The following is a 21,101-nucleotide window of genomic DNA, read 5'->3' on the forward strand; positions in this document are numbered from 1 at the left end:
CACCCTGTTTCTTCTGAAACAGGGTGTTTTGTTTTATAAGACTTTTAAGAAAGAATAAATCTATTACAACCTTAAGAAAAATTTTCTAATTAAAAGGTGTACCTAATTTATATTAGTCAAAAGAATTATTCCGGTATTTTATCATCGTTAGTAATGGAAAAAAAATAAGCTTTCTGAACAGCAATGGCAGATATAGTTGAGGCGATTATTTAAAAGATAAATTATCTCTTGGAAAATGAGATCATAAAACTTATTGTTGCAGGATATGACGAGAATACAGCAGAATAAAGAGTGCAAACAGTGACTGGAAAGAAACGAACTAGATGAAGAAAATGACAAGGAAAAAGCGTATTGCAGATGGTGTCATTATGTTTGGTGTTTGTTTAATTGTTGCTTATTTATTTCAGGTTCTTTTTACTAAAATGTTTTATCCAGAAGATGGGAATTAAATATTATTTCCAATTTTTAGATTTCAAAAAACTACGGCAGTTTTTGCAAAAGTCTATTTCATCATCAATTGGATTCCCCCCTTCAGCGTCTCTCATTAAGCATGTTTTTATTTTGCAATGCGGCAAACCTTCGGTATGACCAAGTTCATGTAAGACGACTTTGTAAAACTGTTCTTTTTTGTTTTTTTTAGACAATCTAAAATTAGAAATAATACAAGCTCTTCCGGGATGATAACCCAATCCCATTATGCCCCAATCCTTTATTTTACCTTTTGTTGTACTTATATCTTTATTTGATAGTGCTACAATAACTGAATCTTCACCGATTTGGGCTTTTAAAGACTTTATTATGCTGTCGGCACGAAATCTATTATTTGGTTTATAATATGAGTTTAAAGGAAAATCTATTGCTTTTCTTACGATAACATTTGGATTTATTTTTTTTATTTTTTCTAATACTTCATTTGTAGATTTTGATTCGAAACTTCCCAAGGGCTGTAGAATAATAACTTTTGAATGTTTTTTTTCTTCTGTGCACGACATACAGATTAAAAAACAGATAATAAATAATTTTTTCATGATATAATTTGACTTCAGCTTTTGTAATTAGTTAATATCTTTCTTAAAAACAAATGGTTATTTTTCGATCTGCGAAATCCAATTTTTAATACCTTCAATTAATAATTGTTCTTTTTTATATAAGTCTTCTGAGCTTTCAATTTCTACAATCTTTCTTCCGTCAGGATAATCTTTTCCTTTTAAGCCAATTTGTGCATCAATTTTATTTCCAGTTGGAAAAACGACTAGTATTTTATCACGATGTAAATTAATTACAGCCAGATCACGTTTGTATTCTTTGGGATCAAATTCCTTCATTTTTCCTGTGTAGAAAAAACTTGGTGAATTCCATTTGATATGTTCTGCAATTTCTTGATCTGAACTCAGAAAAATTTCTCTTAATTTCTGAATAATATCTTTGTTCGGATTTTCAATATTATTGATGTGTTCAGTTACTAATAGAGTGTTTTTATCTGCCATAATAATTTTATTTAGCCATTATTCATACTGGTGATCCTATTTCTTTAGTGCTTTTTTATTGCTTTATGTTAATTTTATTTTGATTCTCATCTATTATTTTTTTGCAAGCTTGATATAGTTTAAAAATTTGCAGTTTACTATTTTTTGCGTAATTCACATTTTTCTTGCTTAATTCGTCTAAATAGAAATCCGGAAAATCCTTCGAACTTCCTTCAGTAAAGTAAAACTTAATATCGTAATGATTTGGTATGTCCACCATTACTTCTCTGCCATGATCTCTTTCTATTAGCGGTAATACATTTTCTTTGCAAATTTTATTTATTGTTTTAGTATCCAATTTTAAGAATTCACAATCCTTAATTTCAACAGGCTGATATTCAAAATTCATATTTACCAGCTTTATAAAACATTTCGAATTTTCTTTCCAAAAAATGTATGCTTGAAAATTATTAGCTGACTGAGATTCTCGCTTTATTTCTTCCCCTTGATCGGAAACAGTTACCTGGTCAATAATTGAATAATTACTTCTGGTGAATATAAAATAATCTTTCAGCTGTTTTTCGCTCATGATAGTGCGCGTTTGATCAACTAATTTTTCCAGGCCGTTTACTTTTTTCTGGCTTTTGGCAGTTAGTGAGATTAGAAGTATAAATAGTATTAAACGATACATTTTAAATGGTTGCTTATTTGGAAGTTAATATAATGGAATTAAAACGTAAAAATGAATGCTTTTGGAATTATTAATTTTGAGTTCAACTTTGTAATTGTATACAACTAAAATAGTTTTTTTTACTTTATGATTACCATGATATAATTAATTCTATATTAGCACGGAAAACAAATTAATATTAACCAAAACAAAATTAAATGAATTTAAAAAATACCACTTTACTAGCTATTATAGCATTTTCACTACAAACGCTTTTAGGCGTTTGGGGTTTTTACCAAATGACAAAAATTCCAATGGGAATTACACTTTTTAATTATTTAAATTACGCAAGTGGTATATTTGGAAGTCTGTGTTTAGTATTATTCTTTGCTGTACTTTATAAAAATCAAAAATAGTTTAAAATGAAAAACTTAGATGAGATTTTAGAAATTGATCCAGAAAAGAAAAAGGAGGAGATTCAGCCTGAAGACAACGAAAAAAGTGTTTTTTCGAGAGTTTTTATTGAAATACTTTTTTTTATTTTTATTTATATAGTAAGCTACACTATTTTACTATCAGGAGTATTTGGCCACAATAGAGCTTTGCTGGCTGTGGCAGTTATATTTGGTTCTAATGCCTTATTCTTGATACTCAGAAATAAACAATTTAAGATTGTATCATTTCTATATTCATTGGTTATATCAATGAGTATAATTTATGTGGTTGATCAGCGACGATTAGGGCAGACACATTTGATTATATTTATTTTCTGTATTTGTATTGCTGTAATTGCGAACTTATTTTTGGAAAATTTGAGATGGAAAAAAATGGATTAAAACTGTAAATCTGATTTTCTTTCCGGATATTATAAATAAAAGCTCCATCTTATGGGGCTTTTATTATCCCGCAATAGCCAATCTTATAAATTTAAGTTTGTTGCCCTTAAACTGAAATTGCCAGTTATACATATATTCTTCTTCAGAATGATAATCAGTGTATTGATCAAAGTCTTTAATTATTTTAGAATGACTCATATAATTGTAATAAATGTTGATTTCTTTCTTTTCTATAGTTATTTCATAAAGAATTTTTACAAAACCATTATCTGTCGTTACGCTGTTTAGACCTTTACTTTTATAATAATTAATATCTGCAAGATCAATTTTGCTAAATATTTTTTTTAATAAAACAGCATTTTCACTTCCGTATTGTTCTTCGTAAATGAAACCAAATTTTAGCTTAAGATCGTCAATTTTATTGGCTAAAACTAAATTTTTAAATTCTTTAAGCTGCTTTATAATTTCATTTTGCTCGGCTTTTAACAGCTTTGTTTGTTCTTGCAGTACTTTTATGTTTTGATTTTCTATATCTTTCAAAACAATATTTTTATTATTGCCTTTTGATTTGTACCAAGGAAGACTTTGAAAATAATTTTGAAATCTAGAGTTCTCAAATTCATAGCCATTTCTGGCAAAAATTTCATTAGATAATAATCTTATTTCATCTATGCTTAAATCTTTAATTTCTTCTGTTTTAATGATTTTTACAGCACATGTAGAGCAGTCTTTTAATATTTGTGCATTACCTTTAATGAGATTAAAAAATAAAAATAGTATTAGAATTCTTTTCATTTGTTTTATGATAATGCGTTTCTATTGATTTGATAACTCGTGATAAATTTCTTCCTGCCATTTTTTTATAAGTTCAGTCAAATCAAAAAATAATTTTTCAGAGTCATTTTCAGCTTCCAGTTTTTTTAGCAAAGTTCCTATACTGGCATTGTGAGAAACACCATTGTGATTGATAACATAATCCTTTGTACTAAAACCTTCAAGGAAAATATGCGAATAATAATGTTTTAACGTGATGTAATCAAGATTTAATATTTCTGAAAGCTTACTTTTAATTTCAGTGGGTACTTCACATTCAAATTGTCTTGATACTGTTTCTAGATTTTTTTTGCGAAAGCTTATATCAACTTTACACTCAAAAATTAGATTAATGTATATTCCTGCGCTAGATATATTGTCGGTATGGTGGCCGAAAAAATCATAAGAAAAGATGTAATCTTCGTTTAATTTATAATTTTTAGAATCTATTTTTCTGATATTAATCTTTTCAAAGTTTACTTTGCGGTACTTAGGAAGTGTGGCGTTTATTTTAAAAGGCTCATTTATAAAATCTTTTACAAGGTTATAAACATAAGGATAGACTGCTTCGCTTTTTCCGTTTTGAAATCGTTTTATAACTTTTTGGACAGGTTTGATTTCTATTCCATTTGGTAATTTTAATAACAAATCTCCATCTTGCAGTTCTTGATCATTGGTTATCCATTGAGCGCCATTTACATTTTTTATTATTATTTCGCCAAGATACGAGCCAATCGAAAAAAGAATAGTTTTAAAATCTACACCATGCAATCGCCCATCTTTTTTAGGCTCGCCATTTTCTGTGTTTTCATCCAAGAAACGATCTATTTCAATAATGCTGCTTATTGTTTCATCAACATTAAATCCATCTTCTTTAAACATTTTTACTATCAATTCTGATTGTGTTTTGATGTGCTCTTTTATTTCTGGCATATTAGTCAATCTAAAATTGCAAATATTACTTTAATTCTAATTCAATTTTGGTTTTAGATATTTCTTTGAGCGGACTCTTTTGAGATAAACTCCATATAATTAATATATTCTTTGACACGAAAAATTCTTCCGGATGTTCCGGACTAGATTTTTTTCCGCCCCAAAGCAATCCTTCGAGGAAACCCTGCATTTGAAAATCATTTTCAAATTCAAAATACATGATGCTTCCGGCATCTTTTTTATTTTCAAAATTTTGAATTTCTTTATGTTTTACTTTTCCAATAAAAGCAGCATACATATCAGGGTTTTTGTAAAATGTGCACGCCTGTATTGAGATACATTTAGATTTTTCGGTCAGAGAATAATCTTTAGGGATCTGTTCTTCTTTAAGTTTTAGTTTGTCAAAATCCTGAGCAAATAAATTTGCACTGGTAAATAGTAAGAAAAGAAATAAAATAATGTTTTTCATAAAAGATTTTATGCTTGTTTAATTAATACTCCGGGTTTTGGAGTCTGATAAGAATCAATGCTTTTAAAGAGTTTTCTTATAACGAATATATGAATTAATTTGTGGGTAGAATTTTTCCAAAGCGTTTAGCTATATTTTTTTAACCTCTTTCTGAACTTATATTTAAATTTGAGCCGATACAAAAATGTATTCCAATTGTACCGAATGCCGCCCAATTCCCAGTTGACATCGTATTTCTTCTTATCTCTTGCATAGGGTGGAATTCCGATTTTATAATGTAATAAAGGCTCATTATCTTTAACTGTTTCGTAAAAATCGGGATTTAGTGATAACTTCGAATAATATTGGATTTCAATAATTGTATTATCCTTTGAGCTTTTATAGATGTAAAAATTAAGATCATAAAAATCTTTATATAAAGTCCTTAATTCAATTACTATTTCTTCTAGTGATTTTGGTGTTTTTCTTTCGGTTGCTTTTTTTCTTGTAATTCTCTTGTCAAAAAAATTCTGTCCGTCACTAACGATTTCAGAAATTATATAGGTGGTATTTTGAGAAATGTTATTCCAGCAGGAATTTCCTGCCATTGCTATTAAAGCAGAGGCAGCTTCTTTTAAGGTTTCTTGTAGTGTTTCTTCTGTAATGTTTTTCAAGATGACTCATTTTAAAAATTAAAAATAGTCTTTTTTGCTTATTGGTGTTGTTACTTTATTTCAATTTCAAAAGTTTCTAACGAAAATGTTACTTATATTAGACAATAAAAAGCTTATTATGAAAGATATTATTAAGTATCCAAAAGATTTTAAGACGATAAAATTCATCGTAAGAATTTTACAATACATTTCAATTTCTTTGTTATTGATTTGCTGCTGTATGACATTGGCAACAGATGTTATTTCTTCCTTTGCAATTAATTACATTTCGGTTATAACAGCAGTATTGACATTATATTTATCTGTTGCGGCATTAATTATTATTTCAATATACAATAAAATAAATGGTAAATTGATTTGGGAACCAATTAGAAGAGAAGTAATTCTGGTTTTTACAACAATAATAGTTTTATTAATACTTGGAGTTATTATAAATTATATTAAAGACATTTAGACTTGATTACATTGAGAAATAATAACAATTTATTTAGGAAAAAGGTAAAAAAATTGTAGAAAAAATATTTCTTATATTCGCTCGGAGAAAAATAAACTGATTCTGCTAAGTCACTAAAAAGTAACGTCTTTTTAAATACTGAGAATTAATATTTCAACAACTATTAATTAAACTAATAATGATAGAATCAAACCAGCTGCTTTTCTTTCTTAGCGCTTTAGGGGCTTTTAATGGTTTTATACTTTCACTATATTTTGCCGTAAATGCTAAAAAGAAAATTTTTGCTAACTATTTTTTGTCCCTATTACTGCTCGTATTAAGTATTAGAATTATTAAGTCCGTTTTTTTCTATTTTAATCCTAACTTATCCAATATTTTTATACAAATCGGACTTTCTGCGTGTGTTCTCATCGGTCCGTTTCTTTTTTTATATTTAAAATCATATACTGACAGTAAGCCCCGAAATTGGATAAAACATGTATTGCCTTATTTGGCAGCAATAACAGTTTTAGGCTTTTTTTATCCTTACGTTGAGCATAAGTCAATTTGGAGCTGCTGGATTGTAAGGGTAATATATTTTCAATGGTTTGTTTATATAATATTGTCTTTTAGATACATACAGCCGATTATTCAAAAACTCAAAGCCAAAGAAAATTTAAAAAAATTAGAGGTTTGGTTTCTTAGCATTTTTCTGGGAGTTGCATTTATATGGGCAGCTTACACTACCGCAGCCTATACGTCTTATATTGTTGGAGCTTTATCGTTTACATTTATTTTGTATTTAATTGTTTTGCTTTTAATTTTTAGAAATAGCAACGAGAATAATTTTTACCAGGAAAAGGAAAAATACAAAAACAAAGAAATAGATTTAGGCATGCAGGATTTAATCGGCCAAAAGCTATCCATAATTATTCAAAAAGAACTTTATCTTAATCCAGATTTTAGTCTTGAAGAAGCGGCTAAAGAACTAAAAGTAACAAAGCACTTATTATCTCAGTATGTAAATGAAATTTTGGGTAAATCTTTCTCAAATCTCATTAAAGAGTATCGAATAGAAAAAGCAAAAAGGTTATTAGAAACCGAAAAAAACTTTACATTAGAAAGTTTAGGTTACGATAGTGGTTTTAATTCAAAATCTAGTTTTTTTACTGCTTTTAAAAAAATAACCGGCTCAACTCCAGCAGAATATCAAAAATCATATTCAAAAAAGATACTCAAAAGCGAGTTTGACAATATAAATTAAGAGTTCTATTTTATAAATTAAAACCTTTCCAATATTCTGATTCTGGACATTTACACTCATTATTAATAATTTAAAATTTTAAAAAATGAGAAAAGTGTTTTTATTTATTACCCTTAATTTTTTCTTCTTAAATGTAAATGCCCAACAAACCGATGCGGAAAATGATTGGCATCTGATTGAAAAAACCTTAAACTTATACATAGACGGGCAGGCGACAGGCGATTCTGTTAAGGTGGGTTCGTCGTTTCATAACTCTTGGCAGCTGAAATATTTGGAGGAAAACAAACTTAACATTGTCACTAAAGCAAAATATCTTTCTGGTTATAAAGCTCCGTATACCAGATCTAATAATTGGTCTGGGCGCATTGTATTTATTGATGTAACAAACGGCGCAGCGATGGCAAAGGTCGAAATCAGCACTTCAAGACTTTTATTTGTAGATTATTTTCATCTCATGAAAACCAATCAAGGCTGGTTTATTGTAGACAAAATCTCAGCCAGAACACCTCATAAAACAGTCGAAGCAGTAACAGCTAAACCAAAGGAATAAAACAATTCTTTTTCTTTTAATTATAACCCTCATAATTTTAAATAAATGAATAAAATAATAGTCTTATTTCTTATTCTTATTGGTTTGTATCCTTCAGATATTTATGCTCAAAATAAAATCTTATTTGTAACTTCAAATCAGGATTTTTACGGAAACACCAAAATTACCGCCGCCAATCATTTTGAAGAAATTATTGTTCCTTATAATGCCTTTATAAAAGCCGGTTATAGTGTTGATTTTGTTAGTCCGAAAGGCGGTGCAATTCCTATTGGTTACATTAATGCATCTGACAGTCTGCAAAAAAAGTATTTATACGATGGCTGGTTTATGGATAAGTTGGAGCATACCAGGAAACCCGATGAAATTATTTCTGACAACTATTCGGTAATTTTTTACACTGGCGGTGGTGCCGCAATGTATGGCGTAGCAGAAGATCAGGCTATTCAAAAAATTGCAAGAAGTATTTATAACAGAAATGGAGTTGTTGCAGCGATTTGTCATGGAACTGCCGGAATTACGTATTTAAAAGACGAAAAAGGAAAATCTCTGTATACCGGAAGAAAAATTACGGGTTATCCTGATGAATTTGAAAATCGAAATGCAGCATATTACAAAACGTTTCCGTTTGCAATAGACAAAGCAATTAAAAATAATCAAGGCAATTTTGTGTATTCTAAAAATGGTGGAGATGCTTTTTATATTGTCGATGGGAGATTTGTGACGGGACAAGACCCGAGTTCTGCTCCTAAAGTGGCAGAAGAAATAATAAAGATTTTAGATAATAACTTTAAACCCAATGCAGCTGCAAAAAATGATTTAGAGCAAATTAGAGCGGTATTGCTTGATTATATTGAAGGCACTGCCAATGGCGAACCAAAAAGATTGAGAAAAGCTTTTCATCCAAAATTTAATTTATACACTGTTGCAAAAGATACCTTGTGGACACGTTCTGGAGAAAAATATATTTCTGATATAAAAGCTGGAGAAAAAACGAATCGAATAGGAAATATTATTTCAATAGATATTGAAAAAGATGCGGCAATTGCAAAAGCTGAAATCCTAATACCAAATTGGCGTCGCTTTACAGATTATTTTTTACTGCTTAAATACGAAGGCAACTGGAAAATAGTGCATAAAAGTTACAGTTGGATAGAGCTGCCAAAACAGGAAAAGAAATAAACAGCATTTTAGTGTGATTTATTCTCGAGCTTAAAATTACAGACAAAGCATAAAAAAACTCCATTAGAAATAATGGAGTTTTTGGGTTGTTTAAAAACCTGTTTGCAAACTTTTTTTTGAAGGATTTAAAGGAAATATCAATTAATTGTACTGCATATATTTCTTATATTCGCCTGAATTAAACGATCTGAAAAAAACAAGTATAAAAATAATTTACATAAATGGAAATACTAATAATAACCGGACCGCCTTACTCAGGAAAAGGAACGCAATGTGATGTATTAAAGGAACTTCTGGGTTTTGAACATATCTCTACTGGAGATAAATGCAGAGAAGAAAAACAAAACGGAACCGAAATAGGAAAAATAATGTCTGAATATGAAGAAAAGGGAGACTTGGTTCCAGATTCTATAATGAAAGACCTTTTTAGTAAAGTACTGGACGATAACAAATCTAAAGCCGGAATAATTTTAGACGGATATCCGAGAACAAAACCTCAAGTAGAAGATTTAATTACGTTGGTTAAATCAAAAAACATGGAAATTGGAAAAGTTTTAAATATTGAAGTTCCAAAATCTGAATTATTGATTAGAGCTAAAAAAAGAGCTGAAACTTCTAACAGAAAAGACGACAAGGATCCTCAAATTCATATAAAACGAATAGATGTTTTTGAAGAATCGACCAGACCCGCCATTGAATATATGAAATCGAAAATCAAAGTGTTGACTTTTGATGGCCTCGGAACCATTGATGAAATTACGGAAAGAATAAAAGCAAGTCTGATTTAATTCCAGATTTTGAAAATTGATTCTTCCGATCGGATTAATCACAAAAAAACTCCATTAGAAATAATGGAGTTTTTTTGTGATTCTTATCAAGTTGTTTACGAGCTATTTTTGCAGGATTAAAAAAATAATAAAGATTGATTTCTTTCTTTTATAAATTCCCAATCATATTTTGTACAAAGTCCAATTCCTTTATGTTCTTTGGTGCCATTTTGAGGTAATTCATCAAATATTTCAGGAATGTCTCCAATAACCTCAATTAAACAATGAGAATGATGTCCTCTCCATAAATCCATATGAAAAAGAACTCTATAATTATAAGCACACTTTACAATGGTTTTTTGTTCAATAAACTTTGACAAGTCTCTTGTATCAAAAATTATATCGTAGACTTTTGGCAGATTAATATTGGCATAACTATTAGAAATTCCAACAGAAAGAATGTTCGGATTATCTCTTTCTAAAATCAGTGAATTGTATTCTTGGGATAATCCATTAAATATATTATCAGAGGTGTTTGAATATCTTTCTCTTTTTAATGAATCATTATTTGAAGGAAATGTAAAAGGTATTTTATCTACAATTCTTATATATCTTTCTATTGGTTCTATATCCAGTTCATAATCCCACGAAATTGCTATTTTAGAAAATTTGCTAAATGTATTTACGAATGTAGATTCAATTATGGTTTTAAATACAGACGTTGTATTGTAGTATTGGTAAAACAAAGACTCAATCTTTTCTATTGATTTGAATTTTTGGTTAATGATTTCGAAGTAAAGAGGGATTAGTTCGTTTATAAAATTTAATTTCTTTGAAATCACTTCATTATCCAGTGAATCATAATCTGGATTTGTCATTTCTGTCAATAAAAATTCAACAAATTTCTTTTGTATTGTTAAATGACAATATTTTATGCTTTCGAAGTCTTTTTTAAGTGGAATCATAGTAAAAACAAGCTTATTGATTATATCAAGCCTTAAAAGCAAATATCGAGAATTAAAAAAAAAAGGAATAAAATATTTACGTTAAATTCTTAAAAGTCTTTTTGCTCGTATTGAGGTCAGCAAGACATAAAGATTTCGAATAGATTATTAAGTTAAAGTTATACGATTGTACAATAAAGATATTAGTTATCTTAGTTTTAAATAAAGTTAATTTATATAAACCCATTTCACAAAAAAATGAAAATAAAACTCATTATTACAATTATTCTTTTGATTTTTTTTGCAAAAGTTCACTCTCAGGATCTAACAAATTTTAAAGTTGATTTTAAATTGTCTCTAGATAAAACATTTGATGAAGAAAAGTTAAATAATTTATTTTTAAAATACCCGCAACTTTTAACCCCGCAAAGCGGTATTACTCAATTAACATCAAATTTAAAGGGAGAAACTTTAAGAAACTTTCCTTTAAATGATTTCAAAAATGACAATTTATATATCGATAACATTGATAAACTATTGAATTCAGAAAATTCATTTCAACGTTTATTTTCATATTTAATAATTGGTACTTCCAATGATTTATCAAAAGAAGAACAGTTACTTGAAAGATTAAAATCAGAGAAAGAAAAAGGGAATTTAGTTTGGTGCGGAATGTCATTATTGAATTTAAAAACGAAACATACTACTGAACTATTTGATTTTTTAGTAGAAAACGAAAATTTTGGTGATGCGCATATGCTGCCTTTATTTTTTAAACTAGACAAAAAAAGTTTACAAGAAACAGCATACAAAAGATACAATAGTGAAAATTTAAAAGCCAAAATTTTAGCAGTTCAGACCTTATCACAAACTGGAAAAAATCCTGAGACAGAGAAAATTGTTTTAGACGCGGTTAAAAATTGGGATATAAACATAAAAGGATATGCAATTTATACTGTAAAAGAACTTCAAATCGGGAATTTACTAGAAACGTTTAAACCATTTTTAGACAATGATAAAACAAGAAAAATTGCTTTACAAGCTTTAGCCGAAAGTCCAACAAACAGTGATGTTGAGTATTTAAAATCATTAACAGCTAAAAAAGACAGCATTTCAGATGATTTATTAGATTGTTTTTTTGAATCGAACAAACTTGAGAATTTAAAGTTTTGGTTAGAATTACTAAAAACAAATAAAATTTCAGATGATTATTATTTTTCAGTTCCAAATAATAAATTGATTTATTCAGACGAATTATTACCGAATATTCAAAATACTTTAAAAGAATGCAAAAACGAAAAGGTAATCGAAGAATTATTAAGAGCGTTGCAAAGTAGAAATGATATTGAAAGCACGAATATTTTAATTGACTTCTTAAAACACAAAAACTCTTCTATAAGATATTGGAGCACCGTTGCACTAAAGGGAAATAAAAATCAAAAAGTAATTGATCTTTTGCCGGGCTTAATAAATGATGAAGAATATAGAACAACTGCTTTAGTAGATTTGCTTGTTGAAAATAATATAAACAATCAGCAAATCACATTTGAAAAAATATATAAAAACAGCAGTAAAAATCTGGATTGGGAAAGGAGCTCAATAGAATATTTGTCAAATTATCCATTAGAAAACCATAAAGAACTTTTTAGAAAAATTCTAAAAAATGAGAAGTCAGATTTTTCAATGAGATATCATGCTGCATTAGGATTGGGAAGATTAAAAGATGAGAATTCAGTCGATTTGTTGATTAAAGTTTGTGAAGAAACGAGAAAAGAAAGTGACTTAAATTCAAGAATATATCTGGAAGCATTGGCAATGGTTAAGGGAGAAAAAGCAAAAAAGGAAATCAAAACATTTCTGAATAGTGATGAAGAAGTTGTAAAAGAACTTGCAAATGAATTATTAAAAAAGTGGAATTAAATAACATATAAGTTTTCTTAATTCCATTTAATTAAAAGCCTGTTTTAAGGTATTAAAAAAAGCGTTAAATAATATCGTACATGAAGTCAAGCCTAGTTTTTACTACACTGTTTATTGTTTTTTCTAATTTTATTTTTGGACAAAGTAATTTCTCAGACAATCCTTTGAATGCAGTTTTTGAAACAAAAGATTCAAAAAATTTTTGGGAAGCATTTGATAAAATGGAGAAATCAAAACAAAATCCTTTTCTTGAATATATGCAGAAAGGCTCTCCGGGCGTTAAAGGATTTACTGAAAACAGAATAATTAATGCAGACTCTCTTTTTGCTGTTGTGAAGAAAAGAAAAGCAGATTATGAACTTTCGAGAAATGTTTTAGACGGTATTTCTTCTAAGGAAAAAAGAGTAAGAGCAATTTACAGCGCATTAAAATATTGGTATCCAAATGCAAAATTCCCTCCAATTTATTTTGTTTATGGAAGATTTAATTCTGGAGGAACTTCTTCTCCTGAAGGAATTATTATTGGAACTGAAATGCTCAAAAATCTGGATGGAGTTTCGGGTTTAATCGCTCATGAACTTATTCACTATCAACAAAATATAAAAGGTAAAGATGTACTTTTGAAATGGTGTTTGCTTGAAGGCGGCGCAGATTTTATCGGTGAACTTACTTCAGGAGAATCAATAAATAGTTTTTCATATAAATACGGAGAACAAAACCTCGATAAACTATGCCAGGAATTTACAGCGAGATTAAAAAATGCTGATCATAAAGATTGGTTATATGAAACCTCTAAAAAAGATGACAGACCAAATGATTTAGGATATTGGATGGGCTATAAAATAATAGAATCTTATTTTAATAAACAGAAAGACAAACAAAAAGCAATTGAAGGAATACTAAATATAAATGACCCAATGCAATTTTTAAAGCAAAGCGGCTTTTTGGATGTATATATTGAAAAGTATCAAAAATCAAAAAAAGAAAAGTATGACGAATTCTTTAAATAAAAGAAACTCTTAATTTCTGGTACACAGATATAATATTTTGTTTTATCATTATAATTTAATGACTGCAAGAAATTGATCTGAAGTTTTCTTCACAAAAAACAAACTACAAATGAAACTTTTTACAGACTTCAAATCGTACAATGATTACATTGGCTTGAACAAACCATTGGATAATGACATTGACGTGGGATATTACGATCCGCCAAACATGCTTTTGAAATCAGAAGCTGTAATGGTTGATTTTTACAGAATTTCGATCAAAATAAATTTTAAGAGTAAAATCGCACCTACAGACAAACCAATTAATGCTGTATTTTTTAATAGTCCAGAATTAGTGTTGACAACAGGCTGGGACGTTGAACCAACCTACACTGGAATGTACTTACAGCTTTCCAAAAAAATAATTGAGGAAAACCGTTTTTTATTTAAAACTTATTTAGACTATGGACAACACGAAGCATTGTATTTGACAGAAGAGGAAATAGAAGAAATTAGTGCAGTTTTTAAATTAATGATAAAATATTATGAAAGCGATAAAAAACATTTTGCCGTTATACTTTCTTATGTAAATGTTTTGGTTTCATTAGTGGAAGCATTTTACAAAAGACAATTTTCTACAGATCCTAAACAATACAATCATATCATATCCGATTTTCAACAAAGTTTAATTGATTATTACAATCAACCTGTTTCTCAAATTCCAAATGTTCAATATTTTGCAGATAAGTTAGGGCTGACCGCTAATTATTTGGGTGATATTGTAAAACATTTTACTCAAAAATCTCCACTTGAAACTATTCATGAATTTGTTATCAGCAAAGCGAAAGAACTTTTAGAACAGAATCCTAAAATGAAAACTGCAGAAGTAGCTTATGAATTAGGCTTTGAATATCCCAATTATTTTTCAAAATTCTTCAAAAAGCAAGTCAATCTCACTCCGAAAGAATACAGATTGAAACTTGTCCAGATCAATACCAAAACGTCATCATAAAGAGGGCGTTTTTTGTTATCCGTAATTTGTTTCCTTTTTATTAGTGATCCGTTTCCTTTGATTCTTTATGTGAAATCTAAATTTGTATCATAAAAAATTAAAAGATGAAAGGCGAAGAAAATTCAAGAAGAAAATTTATTCAGCAAACGGCACTTGCTGGCGCAGGCTTAATGATTTTACCAAATTTATTGTCAGCAACGAATACTTCATCATATTCAAAACAAATTAACGAGAATAAAACAAACAACATGAAAACAAGAAAATTAGGGACTCTGGAAGTTTCAGAAATCGGTCTTGGATGCATGAATATGGTTGGTAACTACAACCCACCTGCAAATCATCAACAATCTATTAAAACGATACGCACCGCATTTGAAAATGGAGTACGTTTTTTTGACACAGCAGAAGTTTATGGTCCTTATACAGATGAAAAACTGGTTGGCGAAGCGCTTCAGCCTTTTCGTAATGAAGTTAAGATTGCGACAAAATTTGGTTTCGCGATCGATGGTACTGTTGGACTGGACAGCAGACCAGAACGAATCAAAAAAGTTGTTGAAGAATCGCTTACACGTCTCCGAACCGATCATATTGATTTATATTATCAACATCGAGTTGATCCGAACGTGCCAATCGAGGAAGTTGCAGGTACAATTAAAGAGCTTATCCAACAAGGCAAAGTTTTGCATTTTGGGCTTTCTGAAGCAAGTGCAAAAACAATTCAACGCGCACATGCTGTTCAAACAGTAACTGCTGTACAGTCAGAATATTCATTGTGGACGCGTAATGTTGAGCTAAATGGAGTGCTTAAAACCTGTGAAGACTTAGGAATCGGATTCGTGCCTTGGTCTCCTGTCGGTGCTGGTTTTTTGACTGGTAAATACGACACAACTACAAAATTCGACAAAGCATCAGATTTCCGCGCAGGTTTTCCTCGTTTTTCAAAAGAATTTTTACCATTAAACATGCCAATGATAGAGTGGCTAAAGGATTATGCTAAAAAAAAGAATGCAACACCAGCTCAAATTGCCCTGGCATGGTTGCTTGCTAAAAGCCCCAATATCGTTCCAATTCCCGGCACTCGCACTGAAGAACATATATTGGAAAACCTTGGAGCATCAAAAATTAATTTAACAAAAGAAGATATTCAAAGTATAGAAATCTGTTTTACAAAATTCCCTGTCTACGGCGACCGTATGGGAGAAGCACATATGAGTTCAATTGACTACACGATTTAATTACAAAACTTTAGAAATTATAGTAAAGATGAAAAAAGTATTATTAATCAATACACATTTAACTTATCAAGGCTGGTCAGAAGGAACATTGAACAATTCTTTTATTCAAAAAGCTAAAGATTTTTTTACAACAAAAGGATTAGAAGTATTAGAAACTCAAATAGAAAATGGCTACGATGCAGATGAAGAAGTAGAAAAACATCTCCAAGCTGATATTATCATTCTGCAAACACCTGTCAATTGGTTTGGTGCGCCCTGGATTTATAAAAAATATGTAGATGAAGTTTTTAACAGCGGATTACAGAGTCAAAAATTTCTTTCAGGCGACGGAAGAACAAGAGAAGATTTGACAAAACAATACGGGACAGGCGGAAAAATGCAAGGCAAAAAGTTTATGATTTGTGCTACTTTTAATGCACCAGCCGAAAGTTTTGGCAATCCTCTGCAGTCTTTAATGCAAGGAAAAGGAACAGAAGATTTATTTTTGAATATTACAAGCAATTATCGTTTTTGTGGCGCGGAAATTTTAAAAGAGTATAACTGTTTTGATATTTTTAAAGATGGGGATATTGCTAAAGATTTAGAAAATTACCCTAAACGTTTAGAAGAAATTATGGGTGGACAAAGATAAAATTAATCTTGAGGATTCGAACCAATGAAATCTGTTGAACTATAAAATTAAGAATAAGTTTAACCGCAAAGTGCGCTGAAATTTTTATAGGAGTGGTTTAAAAAAACATAAAGTTCGCAAAGCTTCTGTTGATCTAGCTTTGCGAACTTTGTGTTTTCGATGCGTAAAGTAAAATCAAACCTTAGTGTACTTTGCGGTTAAAATTAATATAACTCCACACTTTTTTGTTTTGATCCTCTTTTTGCATAATCCCCAACTTTTGATCATGATCAAATAAAATGTAAACAATGAATTCTATGATTTTGTAAAATAAAAAAAACTCCAAAATCAAATGACTTTGGAGTTTTTGGAAGTTTGTGGGCGATGAGGGGTTCGAACCCCCGACCCCCTCGGTGTAAACGAGGTGCTCTGAACCAGCTGAGCTAATCGCCCTATTTTACTAGGTTGCTATCGTTTGTGATTGCGAGTGCAAATATACGCTAGTTTTTGAGTTCTGCAAAGAAAATCTAATAAAAAATAAAACTTTTTTTAAAATAGATTATATCTTGCTGTTTATGAATTTGTTATTAAAATGATTTTTTTGAAGTTTTTTCTATATCAAAAGTATATTTTAGTTCAAAGGCAGTTCGGCAACAACAAAAGTGCTTCCGCCAACGTAAATAAAATCATTTTCCGAAGCATTTTTCTTCGCTTCCGCGAAAGCTGTGGTAACAGAATTGTATTTTTCTCCAATTAAATCATGTTTTTTTGCTTCAAATTGTAAAGTTTCTGCTGGCAAAGCTCGTGAAGAATCTGGATTGCAGAAATAATATTGAGCGTCTTCTGGAAACAAAGGCAGAATAGAATCCAAATCTTTATCATTTACAACACCCAAAACAATATGCAGTTTCTCGTATTTTTCGTTTTTCAGCTGATTCATCACAACCGATAATCCGTGTTTGTTGTGTGCAGTGTCACAAATTATTTTTGGGTTTTCACCCAATTGCTGCCATCTGCCTTGCAAACCCGTATTTTTCACAACGTGCAATAATCCTTCTTTTAATTGTTCAGTCGAAACTTTAAAGTCAGTTTCATTGTTTAAAATTGAAATCGTCTGCTGCACCGTTTTTTTATTGTGAAACTGATAATCTCCAATCAAGTCCGATAAATAAATCTGATCAATCAAATCAGAAGCAAAATAAATCGGCGCTTTATTTTCTTCGGCCTTAGCCAAAAAAACCGGTTTTGTTTCATCTGTATATTCGCCAATTACAACAGGAATTTTGGGTTTAATAATTCCAGCTTTTTCTCCCGCAATTGCTTCCACTGTATTTCCTAAAAATTGAGTATGATCTAAACCAATATTCGTAATTACTGAAACTAGCGGAGTAATAATATTTGTAGCATCCAATCTTCCGCCAAGACCAACTTCAATAATAGCAATATCAACCTTTTCGCTTGCAAAATAATCAAAAGCCAATCCAACCGACATTTCGAAGAAACTCATGTCATTCGCTTCAAAGAAAGATTTATGTTTGGCTATAAATTCCATAACAAACTCTTCAGAAATTTCTTTGCCGTTAATTTTAATTCGTTCTCTAAAATCCTTTAAATGCGGCGAAGTGTACAATCCGACTTTATATCCTGATTGCTGAAGCACCGACGCCAGCATATGAGAAGTAGAGCCTTTTCCATTTGTTCCCGCAACATGAATGCATTTTAATTGGTCTTCCGGATTACCAAGATGCGCCGCCAGCAGTTTAATGTTGGTTAAATCTTCTTTGTAAGCAGAAGCACCCTGAAGCTGGTACATCGGAAGCTGATTAAACATCCAGTTTGTCGTCTCTTGATAGTTCATTTATTTTGGATAAAAAAGGTTGTTGATTGAAATAAAATTCGATTTTTGTAGTTTAATATTACAGCGAAAATTATCTTTATTGCAAATTTCAAATATTTTTTAGAATTAATTATTAAAAACAAGAATTAATATATGTTTAATTTTATTCAGGCACAAACGGATACCATTGCAAACGCCGCTTCTAATGTGGTTATCGAAAAAATCGCACCCAATACAGAGATTTCTGTTTTAGGATTTATTTTAAAAGGAGGTTTCTTCCTGATTCCAATCGCAATCTTATTATTTTATACGTTTTATGTAATTATTGAGCGCTATTTGTACATAAGCAAAGCATCTAAAATTGACAGCAGATTGATGCAGGATGTGGGAGATAAATTGAACTCTGGAAATATTGAATTAGCAAGAACAATTGTAGAAAGAAGTAATACCGCTGCCGGAAATATTTTAAAAGAAGGAGTTTTAGTAATCGGAAGGCCAATTGCTGAAATCGAATCTAATATGGATCGTGCAGCAGATATTGAAATTGGTGAAATGGAAAGACGTTTAGGCCATTTAGGACTTATTGCCGGTATTGCACCAACACTAGGATTTATCGGAACTATTTCGGGAGTTATCAAGATTTTCTACAGTATTTCGGTTACAGAAAACATCAGTATCGGAAACATTTCTGGAGGTTTATACGAAAAAATGATCAGTTCTGGTTCTGGACTTATTGTAGGTATTATTGCTTATAGTGCGTACCATTTACTGAACGGAAAAATTGATGATTTTGCTTTAAAAATTCAGAAGCAAATATTAGAATTTGTCAATATAATTCAAAGAGCATAAACTATGTCTATTAAGAGAAAAAGAAGATTTCATGCCGAAGTAGCAACTTCGTCTTTAAGTGATATTATGTTTTTCCTGTTGTTGTTTTTTCTTATTATTTCAACGCTCGCAAACCCTAATGTTATTAAGATGACTTTGCCAAAAGCCAAGGCAAATGAAAAAACAAACAAACAACTTATAAGTTTGTCTGTTACCGAAGATAAAAAATTCTATATCGACAAAGAACCAGTTGATTTTGAAAACCTGGAAACTTCTTTAATGGCAAAAATTGGAGCAGACAAAGAGCAGACCGTTGTAGTTCGTATTCCGTTTAATTTACAAGTTCAGGATTTAGTCGATGTGCTGCAGATAGGAGTAAAGAACAATTTGAAGTTTGTAATTGCTACCAGTCCTAAGTAAGAAAATAAGCAGGGCGTGACCACAATAAATAAAATGGGCTAATCAGCATAACGTTGATAAGCCCATTTTTTTATTACGGTCGGGCTATCCGCGCTACTTCGGTAGCCAGCTCCTATCCCTCACGCGGAAAAAGAGAGTAAAGAAGAAAGAGTAAAGAAGAAAAGAAAAGCAGCCATAAAGTATGTCATTTCGACGAAAGAGAAACCTCCACGAGGAACTCGACAAAGATTGGATTCTCTTTACGGAATTACTGGCGAAGATTTATCATTCGTCGAAATGACAAACTAAACAAAATAATTCTAAAAAAGGCTTTCTGAAATTCATCAGAAAGCCTTTTTTTATTTATGTTAATTTGTAAAATCCTTATTTTAATTCAAGCTAAAATTATAAATAATTTTTCCAACTTGTTTAGCAACTGCGTTGTCGTCTGGAGACCATTTTGTATTCAAAGCTGCAATTTTTGCTTGTTCCAATAAACAGCTGGCAGTATTGGTTGTTCCCTTAATTCCAGCAGTAGCACTTATTGTTTTTCCGTTTTGGTCAACTGTAACTTCAACTACAACTTTTCCTTCTTCATTACAGTTATATTTTGGTGCAGGTTTAGATAATGCCTTTCTGTTTCCGAGAGAATAACCAGAACCGCCTCCCGAACCGCCTCCACTTCCTGCTCCGTAACCGCTTCCGGTACCAATTCCATTTCCAGTACCGTTACCGCCTCCGGTTCCTCCGCCAGAGCCGCCAGTTCCATAATAACCGTTAGAACCTAAACTACCATTAGCTTTTCCTTTATTTCCTGCAACTTTATCATCACCGTCGCCGCCTTTGTTAGATCCTTTTAATATGCTTGATAAAGCATCATTTGTTGAATTCGAAACTTTTGGTTTCTCAGGAACAGGTTTTGTTACAGGTTTTTCAACAGGAGTATTTTTTTTTGGTTTTTCTTTTACAGGAACAATAACACTTTCGTCTTCGTCAGTTGTGTTTTCCTGAGAAAGAATTGCTTCATCGGGAGTTGCTTTTGCAGGAGTCTGCTTTGCATTATTTTTTACGTCTAAAACTTCACTTTTATAATTTGCTCCAGAACCCAAGTCACTATCACCAAAATTTACCGTTACACCGCCGCCGCCGCCGCCACTCGCAAGTGCCGAATTATTCTCTGGATTATAAGGAGGCCAGAAACGTATAAAAAACAGCAATACTAGAATTACGGCATATATAGCAGTAGAGATTAATAATGATTTCTTTTTATCTGACGAAATGGCTGCGCTCATTT

At 30.6% G+C, this 21,101-nt stretch carries 24 protein-coding genes and 1 tRNA gene; 14 read left to right on the forward strand and 11 right to left on the reverse strand.

What is annotated here, in order from left to right; genetic code table 11:
- Positions 1 to 452 precede the first annotated feature (452 nt).
- From B0A68_RS06770 to B0A68_RS06780, 3 genes are read right to left on the reverse strand one after another with little or no spacing between them, the layout of a single operon-like run.
- A complete protein-coding gene (locus B0A68_RS06770) occupies positions 453 to 1,028 on the reverse strand; it encodes a Zn-dependent protease (protein ID WP_089069696.1) in 576 nt (191 codons plus the stop codon).
- Between the two features lie 57 nt (positions 1,029 to 1,085).
- Complete coding sequence (locus B0A68_RS06775) at positions 1,086 to 1,487, reverse strand: DUF1801 domain-containing protein (protein WP_089069697.1); 402 nt, start codon at positions 1,485 to 1,487, stop codon at positions 1,086 to 1,088.
- Between the two features lie 55 nt (positions 1,488 to 1,542).
- A complete protein-coding gene (locus tag B0A68_RS06780; protein ID WP_123947485.1) occupies positions 1,543 to 2,055 on the reverse strand; it encodes a hypothetical protein in 513 nt (170 codons plus the stop codon).
- Positions 2,056 to 2,354: 299 nt separating this feature from the next.
- On the opposite strand from B0A68_RS06780, the gene B0A68_RS06785 reads away from it, so the two are divergent.
- Both B0A68_RS06785 and B0A68_RS06790 read left to right on the forward strand, forming a co-directional pair.
- The gene (locus B0A68_RS06785) at positions 2,355 to 2,552 is read left to right on the forward strand and encodes a hypothetical protein (RefSeq protein ID WP_089069699.1); all 198 of its coding nucleotides are present in this window, start codon (positions 2,355 to 2,357) and stop codon (positions 2,550 to 2,552) included.
- Between the two features lie 6 nt (positions 2,553 to 2,558).
- Entirely contained in the window at positions 2,559 to 2,972 is a 414-nt protein-coding gene (locus B0A68_RS06790) for a hypothetical protein (protein WP_089069700.1), read from the forward strand.
- A gap of 63 nt (positions 2,973 to 3,035) precedes the next feature.
- On the opposite strand, the gene B0A68_RS06795 is transcribed toward B0A68_RS06790, so the two are convergent.
- The 4 genes from B0A68_RS06795 to B0A68_RS06810 all read right to left on the reverse strand — a co-directional run bounded on the left by B0A68_RS06795 (position 3,036) and on the right by B0A68_RS06810 (position 5,840).
- Positions 3,036 to 3,767, reverse strand: coding sequence for a YARHG domain-containing protein (locus B0A68_RS06795; RefSeq protein WP_089069701.1), 732 nt, complete (start codon positions 3,765 to 3,767; stop codon positions 3,036 to 3,038).
- Positions 3,768 to 3,788: 21 nt separating this feature from the next.
- Positions 3,789 to 4,718, reverse strand: coding sequence for a hypothetical protein (locus B0A68_RS06800; RefSeq protein ID WP_089069702.1), 930 nt, complete (start codon positions 4,716 to 4,718; stop codon positions 3,789 to 3,791).
- A gap of 25 nt (positions 4,719 to 4,743) precedes the next feature.
- Positions 4,744 to 5,187 (reverse strand): hypothetical protein, encoded by a 444-nt coding sequence (locus B0A68_RS06805; protein WP_089069703.1) that lies wholly within the window; start codon positions 5,185 to 5,187, stop codon positions 4,744 to 4,746.
- Positions 5,188 to 5,312: 125 nt separating this feature from the next.
- Entirely contained in the window at positions 5,313 to 5,840 is a 528-nt protein-coding gene (locus B0A68_RS06810) for a hypothetical protein (protein ID WP_089069704.1), read from the reverse strand.
- Between the two features lie 118 nt (positions 5,841 to 5,958).
- Between B0A68_RS06810 and B0A68_RS06815 the strand changes: the two genes are divergently transcribed.
- The 5 genes from B0A68_RS06815 (at position 5,959) to B0A68_RS06835 (ending at position 10,054) form a co-directional block, all read left to right on the forward strand.
- The gene (locus tag B0A68_RS06815; RefSeq protein ID WP_123947486.1) at positions 5,959 to 6,294 is read left to right on the forward strand and encodes a hypothetical protein; all 336 of its coding nucleotides are present in this window, start codon (positions 5,959 to 5,961) and stop codon (positions 6,292 to 6,294) included.
- 178 nt (positions 6,295 to 6,472) lie between these two features.
- A complete protein-coding gene (locus B0A68_RS06820; RefSeq protein ID WP_089069706.1) occupies positions 6,473 to 7,537 on the forward strand; it encodes a helix-turn-helix domain-containing protein in 1,065 nt (354 codons plus the stop codon).
- Positions 7,538 to 7,622: 85 nt separating this feature from the next.
- A complete protein-coding gene (locus B0A68_RS06825) occupies positions 7,623 to 8,087 on the forward strand; it encodes a nuclear transport factor 2 family protein (protein ID WP_089069707.1) in 465 nt (154 codons plus the stop codon).
- A gap of 45 nt (positions 8,088 to 8,132) precedes the next feature.
- Entirely contained in the window at positions 8,133 to 9,266 is a 1,134-nt protein-coding gene (locus B0A68_RS06830) for a nuclear transport factor 2 family protein (RefSeq protein WP_089069708.1), read from the forward strand.
- 221 nt (positions 9,267 to 9,487) lie between these two features.
- Positions 9,488 to 10,054: an adenylate kinase family protein gene (locus tag B0A68_RS06835; RefSeq protein ID WP_035682674.1), complete on the forward strand. Its 567-nt coding sequence runs from the start codon at positions 9,488 to 9,490 to the stop codon at positions 10,052 to 10,054.
- A gap of 116 nt (positions 10,055 to 10,170) precedes the next feature.
- Here the strand turns inward: B0A68_RS06835 and B0A68_RS06840 are convergent, their stop codons facing one another.
- Entirely contained in the window at positions 10,171 to 10,998 is an 828-nt protein-coding gene (locus B0A68_RS06840; protein ID WP_035682670.1) for a hypothetical protein, read from the reverse strand.
- A 237-nt stretch (positions 10,999 to 11,235) separates the two neighbouring features.
- Here B0A68_RS06840 and B0A68_RS06845 point away from each other — a divergent pair, with 237 nt between their 5' ends.
- The 5 genes from B0A68_RS06845 (at position 11,236) to B0A68_RS06865 (ending at position 16,764) form a co-directional block, all read left to right on the forward strand.
- Positions 11,236 to 12,897: a HEAT repeat domain-containing protein gene (locus tag B0A68_RS06845; protein WP_035682668.1), complete on the forward strand. Its 1,662-nt coding sequence runs from the start codon at positions 11,236 to 11,238 to the stop codon at positions 12,895 to 12,897.
- Positions 12,898 to 12,977: 80 nt separating this feature from the next.
- Positions 12,978 to 13,907 (forward strand): DUF2268 domain-containing putative Zn-dependent protease, encoded by a 930-nt coding sequence (locus tag B0A68_RS06850; protein ID WP_035682665.1) that lies wholly within the window; start codon positions 12,978 to 12,980, stop codon positions 13,905 to 13,907.
- Between the two features lie 109 nt (positions 13,908 to 14,016).
- Positions 14,017 to 14,898 carry a helix-turn-helix domain-containing protein gene (locus B0A68_RS06855; RefSeq protein WP_035682663.1) on the forward strand — a complete coding sequence of 294 codons (882 nt, stop codon included), beginning with the start codon at positions 14,017 to 14,019 and terminating at the stop codon, positions 14,896 to 14,898.
- A 104-nt stretch (positions 14,899 to 15,002) separates the two neighbouring features.
- A complete protein-coding gene (locus B0A68_RS06860; protein WP_240475234.1) occupies positions 15,003 to 16,133 on the forward strand; it encodes an aldo/keto reductase in 1,131 nt (376 codons plus the stop codon).
- A gap of 28 nt (positions 16,134 to 16,161) precedes the next feature.
- Complete coding sequence (locus B0A68_RS06865) at positions 16,162 to 16,764, forward strand: NAD(P)H-dependent oxidoreductase (protein WP_035682661.1); 603 nt, start codon at positions 16,162 to 16,164, stop codon at positions 16,762 to 16,764.
- Between the two features lie 357 nt (positions 16,765 to 17,121).
- On the opposite strand, the gene B0A68_RS06870 is transcribed toward B0A68_RS06865, so the two are convergent.
- Both B0A68_RS06870 and B0A68_RS06875 read right to left on the reverse strand, forming a co-directional pair.
- Positions 17,122 to 17,196, reverse strand: a tRNA-Val gene (locus B0A68_RS06870).
- A gap of 178 nt (positions 17,197 to 17,374) precedes the next feature.
- Entirely contained in the window at positions 17,375 to 18,601 is a 1,227-nt protein-coding gene (locus tag B0A68_RS06875) for a bifunctional folylpolyglutamate synthase/dihydrofolate synthase (RefSeq protein WP_035682658.1), read from the reverse strand.
- 132 nt (positions 18,602 to 18,733) lie between these two features.
- Between B0A68_RS06875 and B0A68_RS06880 the strand changes: the two genes are divergently transcribed.
- Positions 18,734 to 19,429: a MotA/TolQ/ExbB proton channel family protein gene (locus B0A68_RS06880; RefSeq protein WP_035682656.1), complete on the forward strand. Its 696-nt coding sequence runs from the start codon at positions 18,734 to 18,736 to the stop codon at positions 19,427 to 19,429.
- Positions 19,430 to 19,432: 3 nt separating this feature from the next.
- Positions 19,433 to 19,828 carry an ExbD/TolR family protein gene (locus B0A68_RS06885; protein WP_035682654.1) on the forward strand — a complete coding sequence of 132 codons (396 nt, stop codon included), beginning with the start codon at positions 19,433 to 19,435 and terminating at the stop codon, positions 19,826 to 19,828.
- 368 nt (positions 19,829 to 20,196) lie between these two features.
- Here the strand turns inward: B0A68_RS06885 and B0A68_RS06890 are convergent, their stop codons facing one another.
- Positions 20,197 to 21,099, reverse strand: a complete 903-nt coding sequence (locus tag B0A68_RS06890; RefSeq protein WP_035682651.1) for an energy transducer TonB — start codon at positions 21,097 to 21,099, stop codon at positions 20,197 to 20,199.
- Positions 21,100 to 21,101: the final 2 nt, after the last annotated feature.

It is taken from the genome of Flavobacterium reichenbachii (assembly GCF_002217435.1).
Lineage (GTDB): Bacteria > Bacteroidota > Bacteroidia > Flavobacteriales > Flavobacteriaceae > Flavobacterium > Flavobacterium reichenbachii.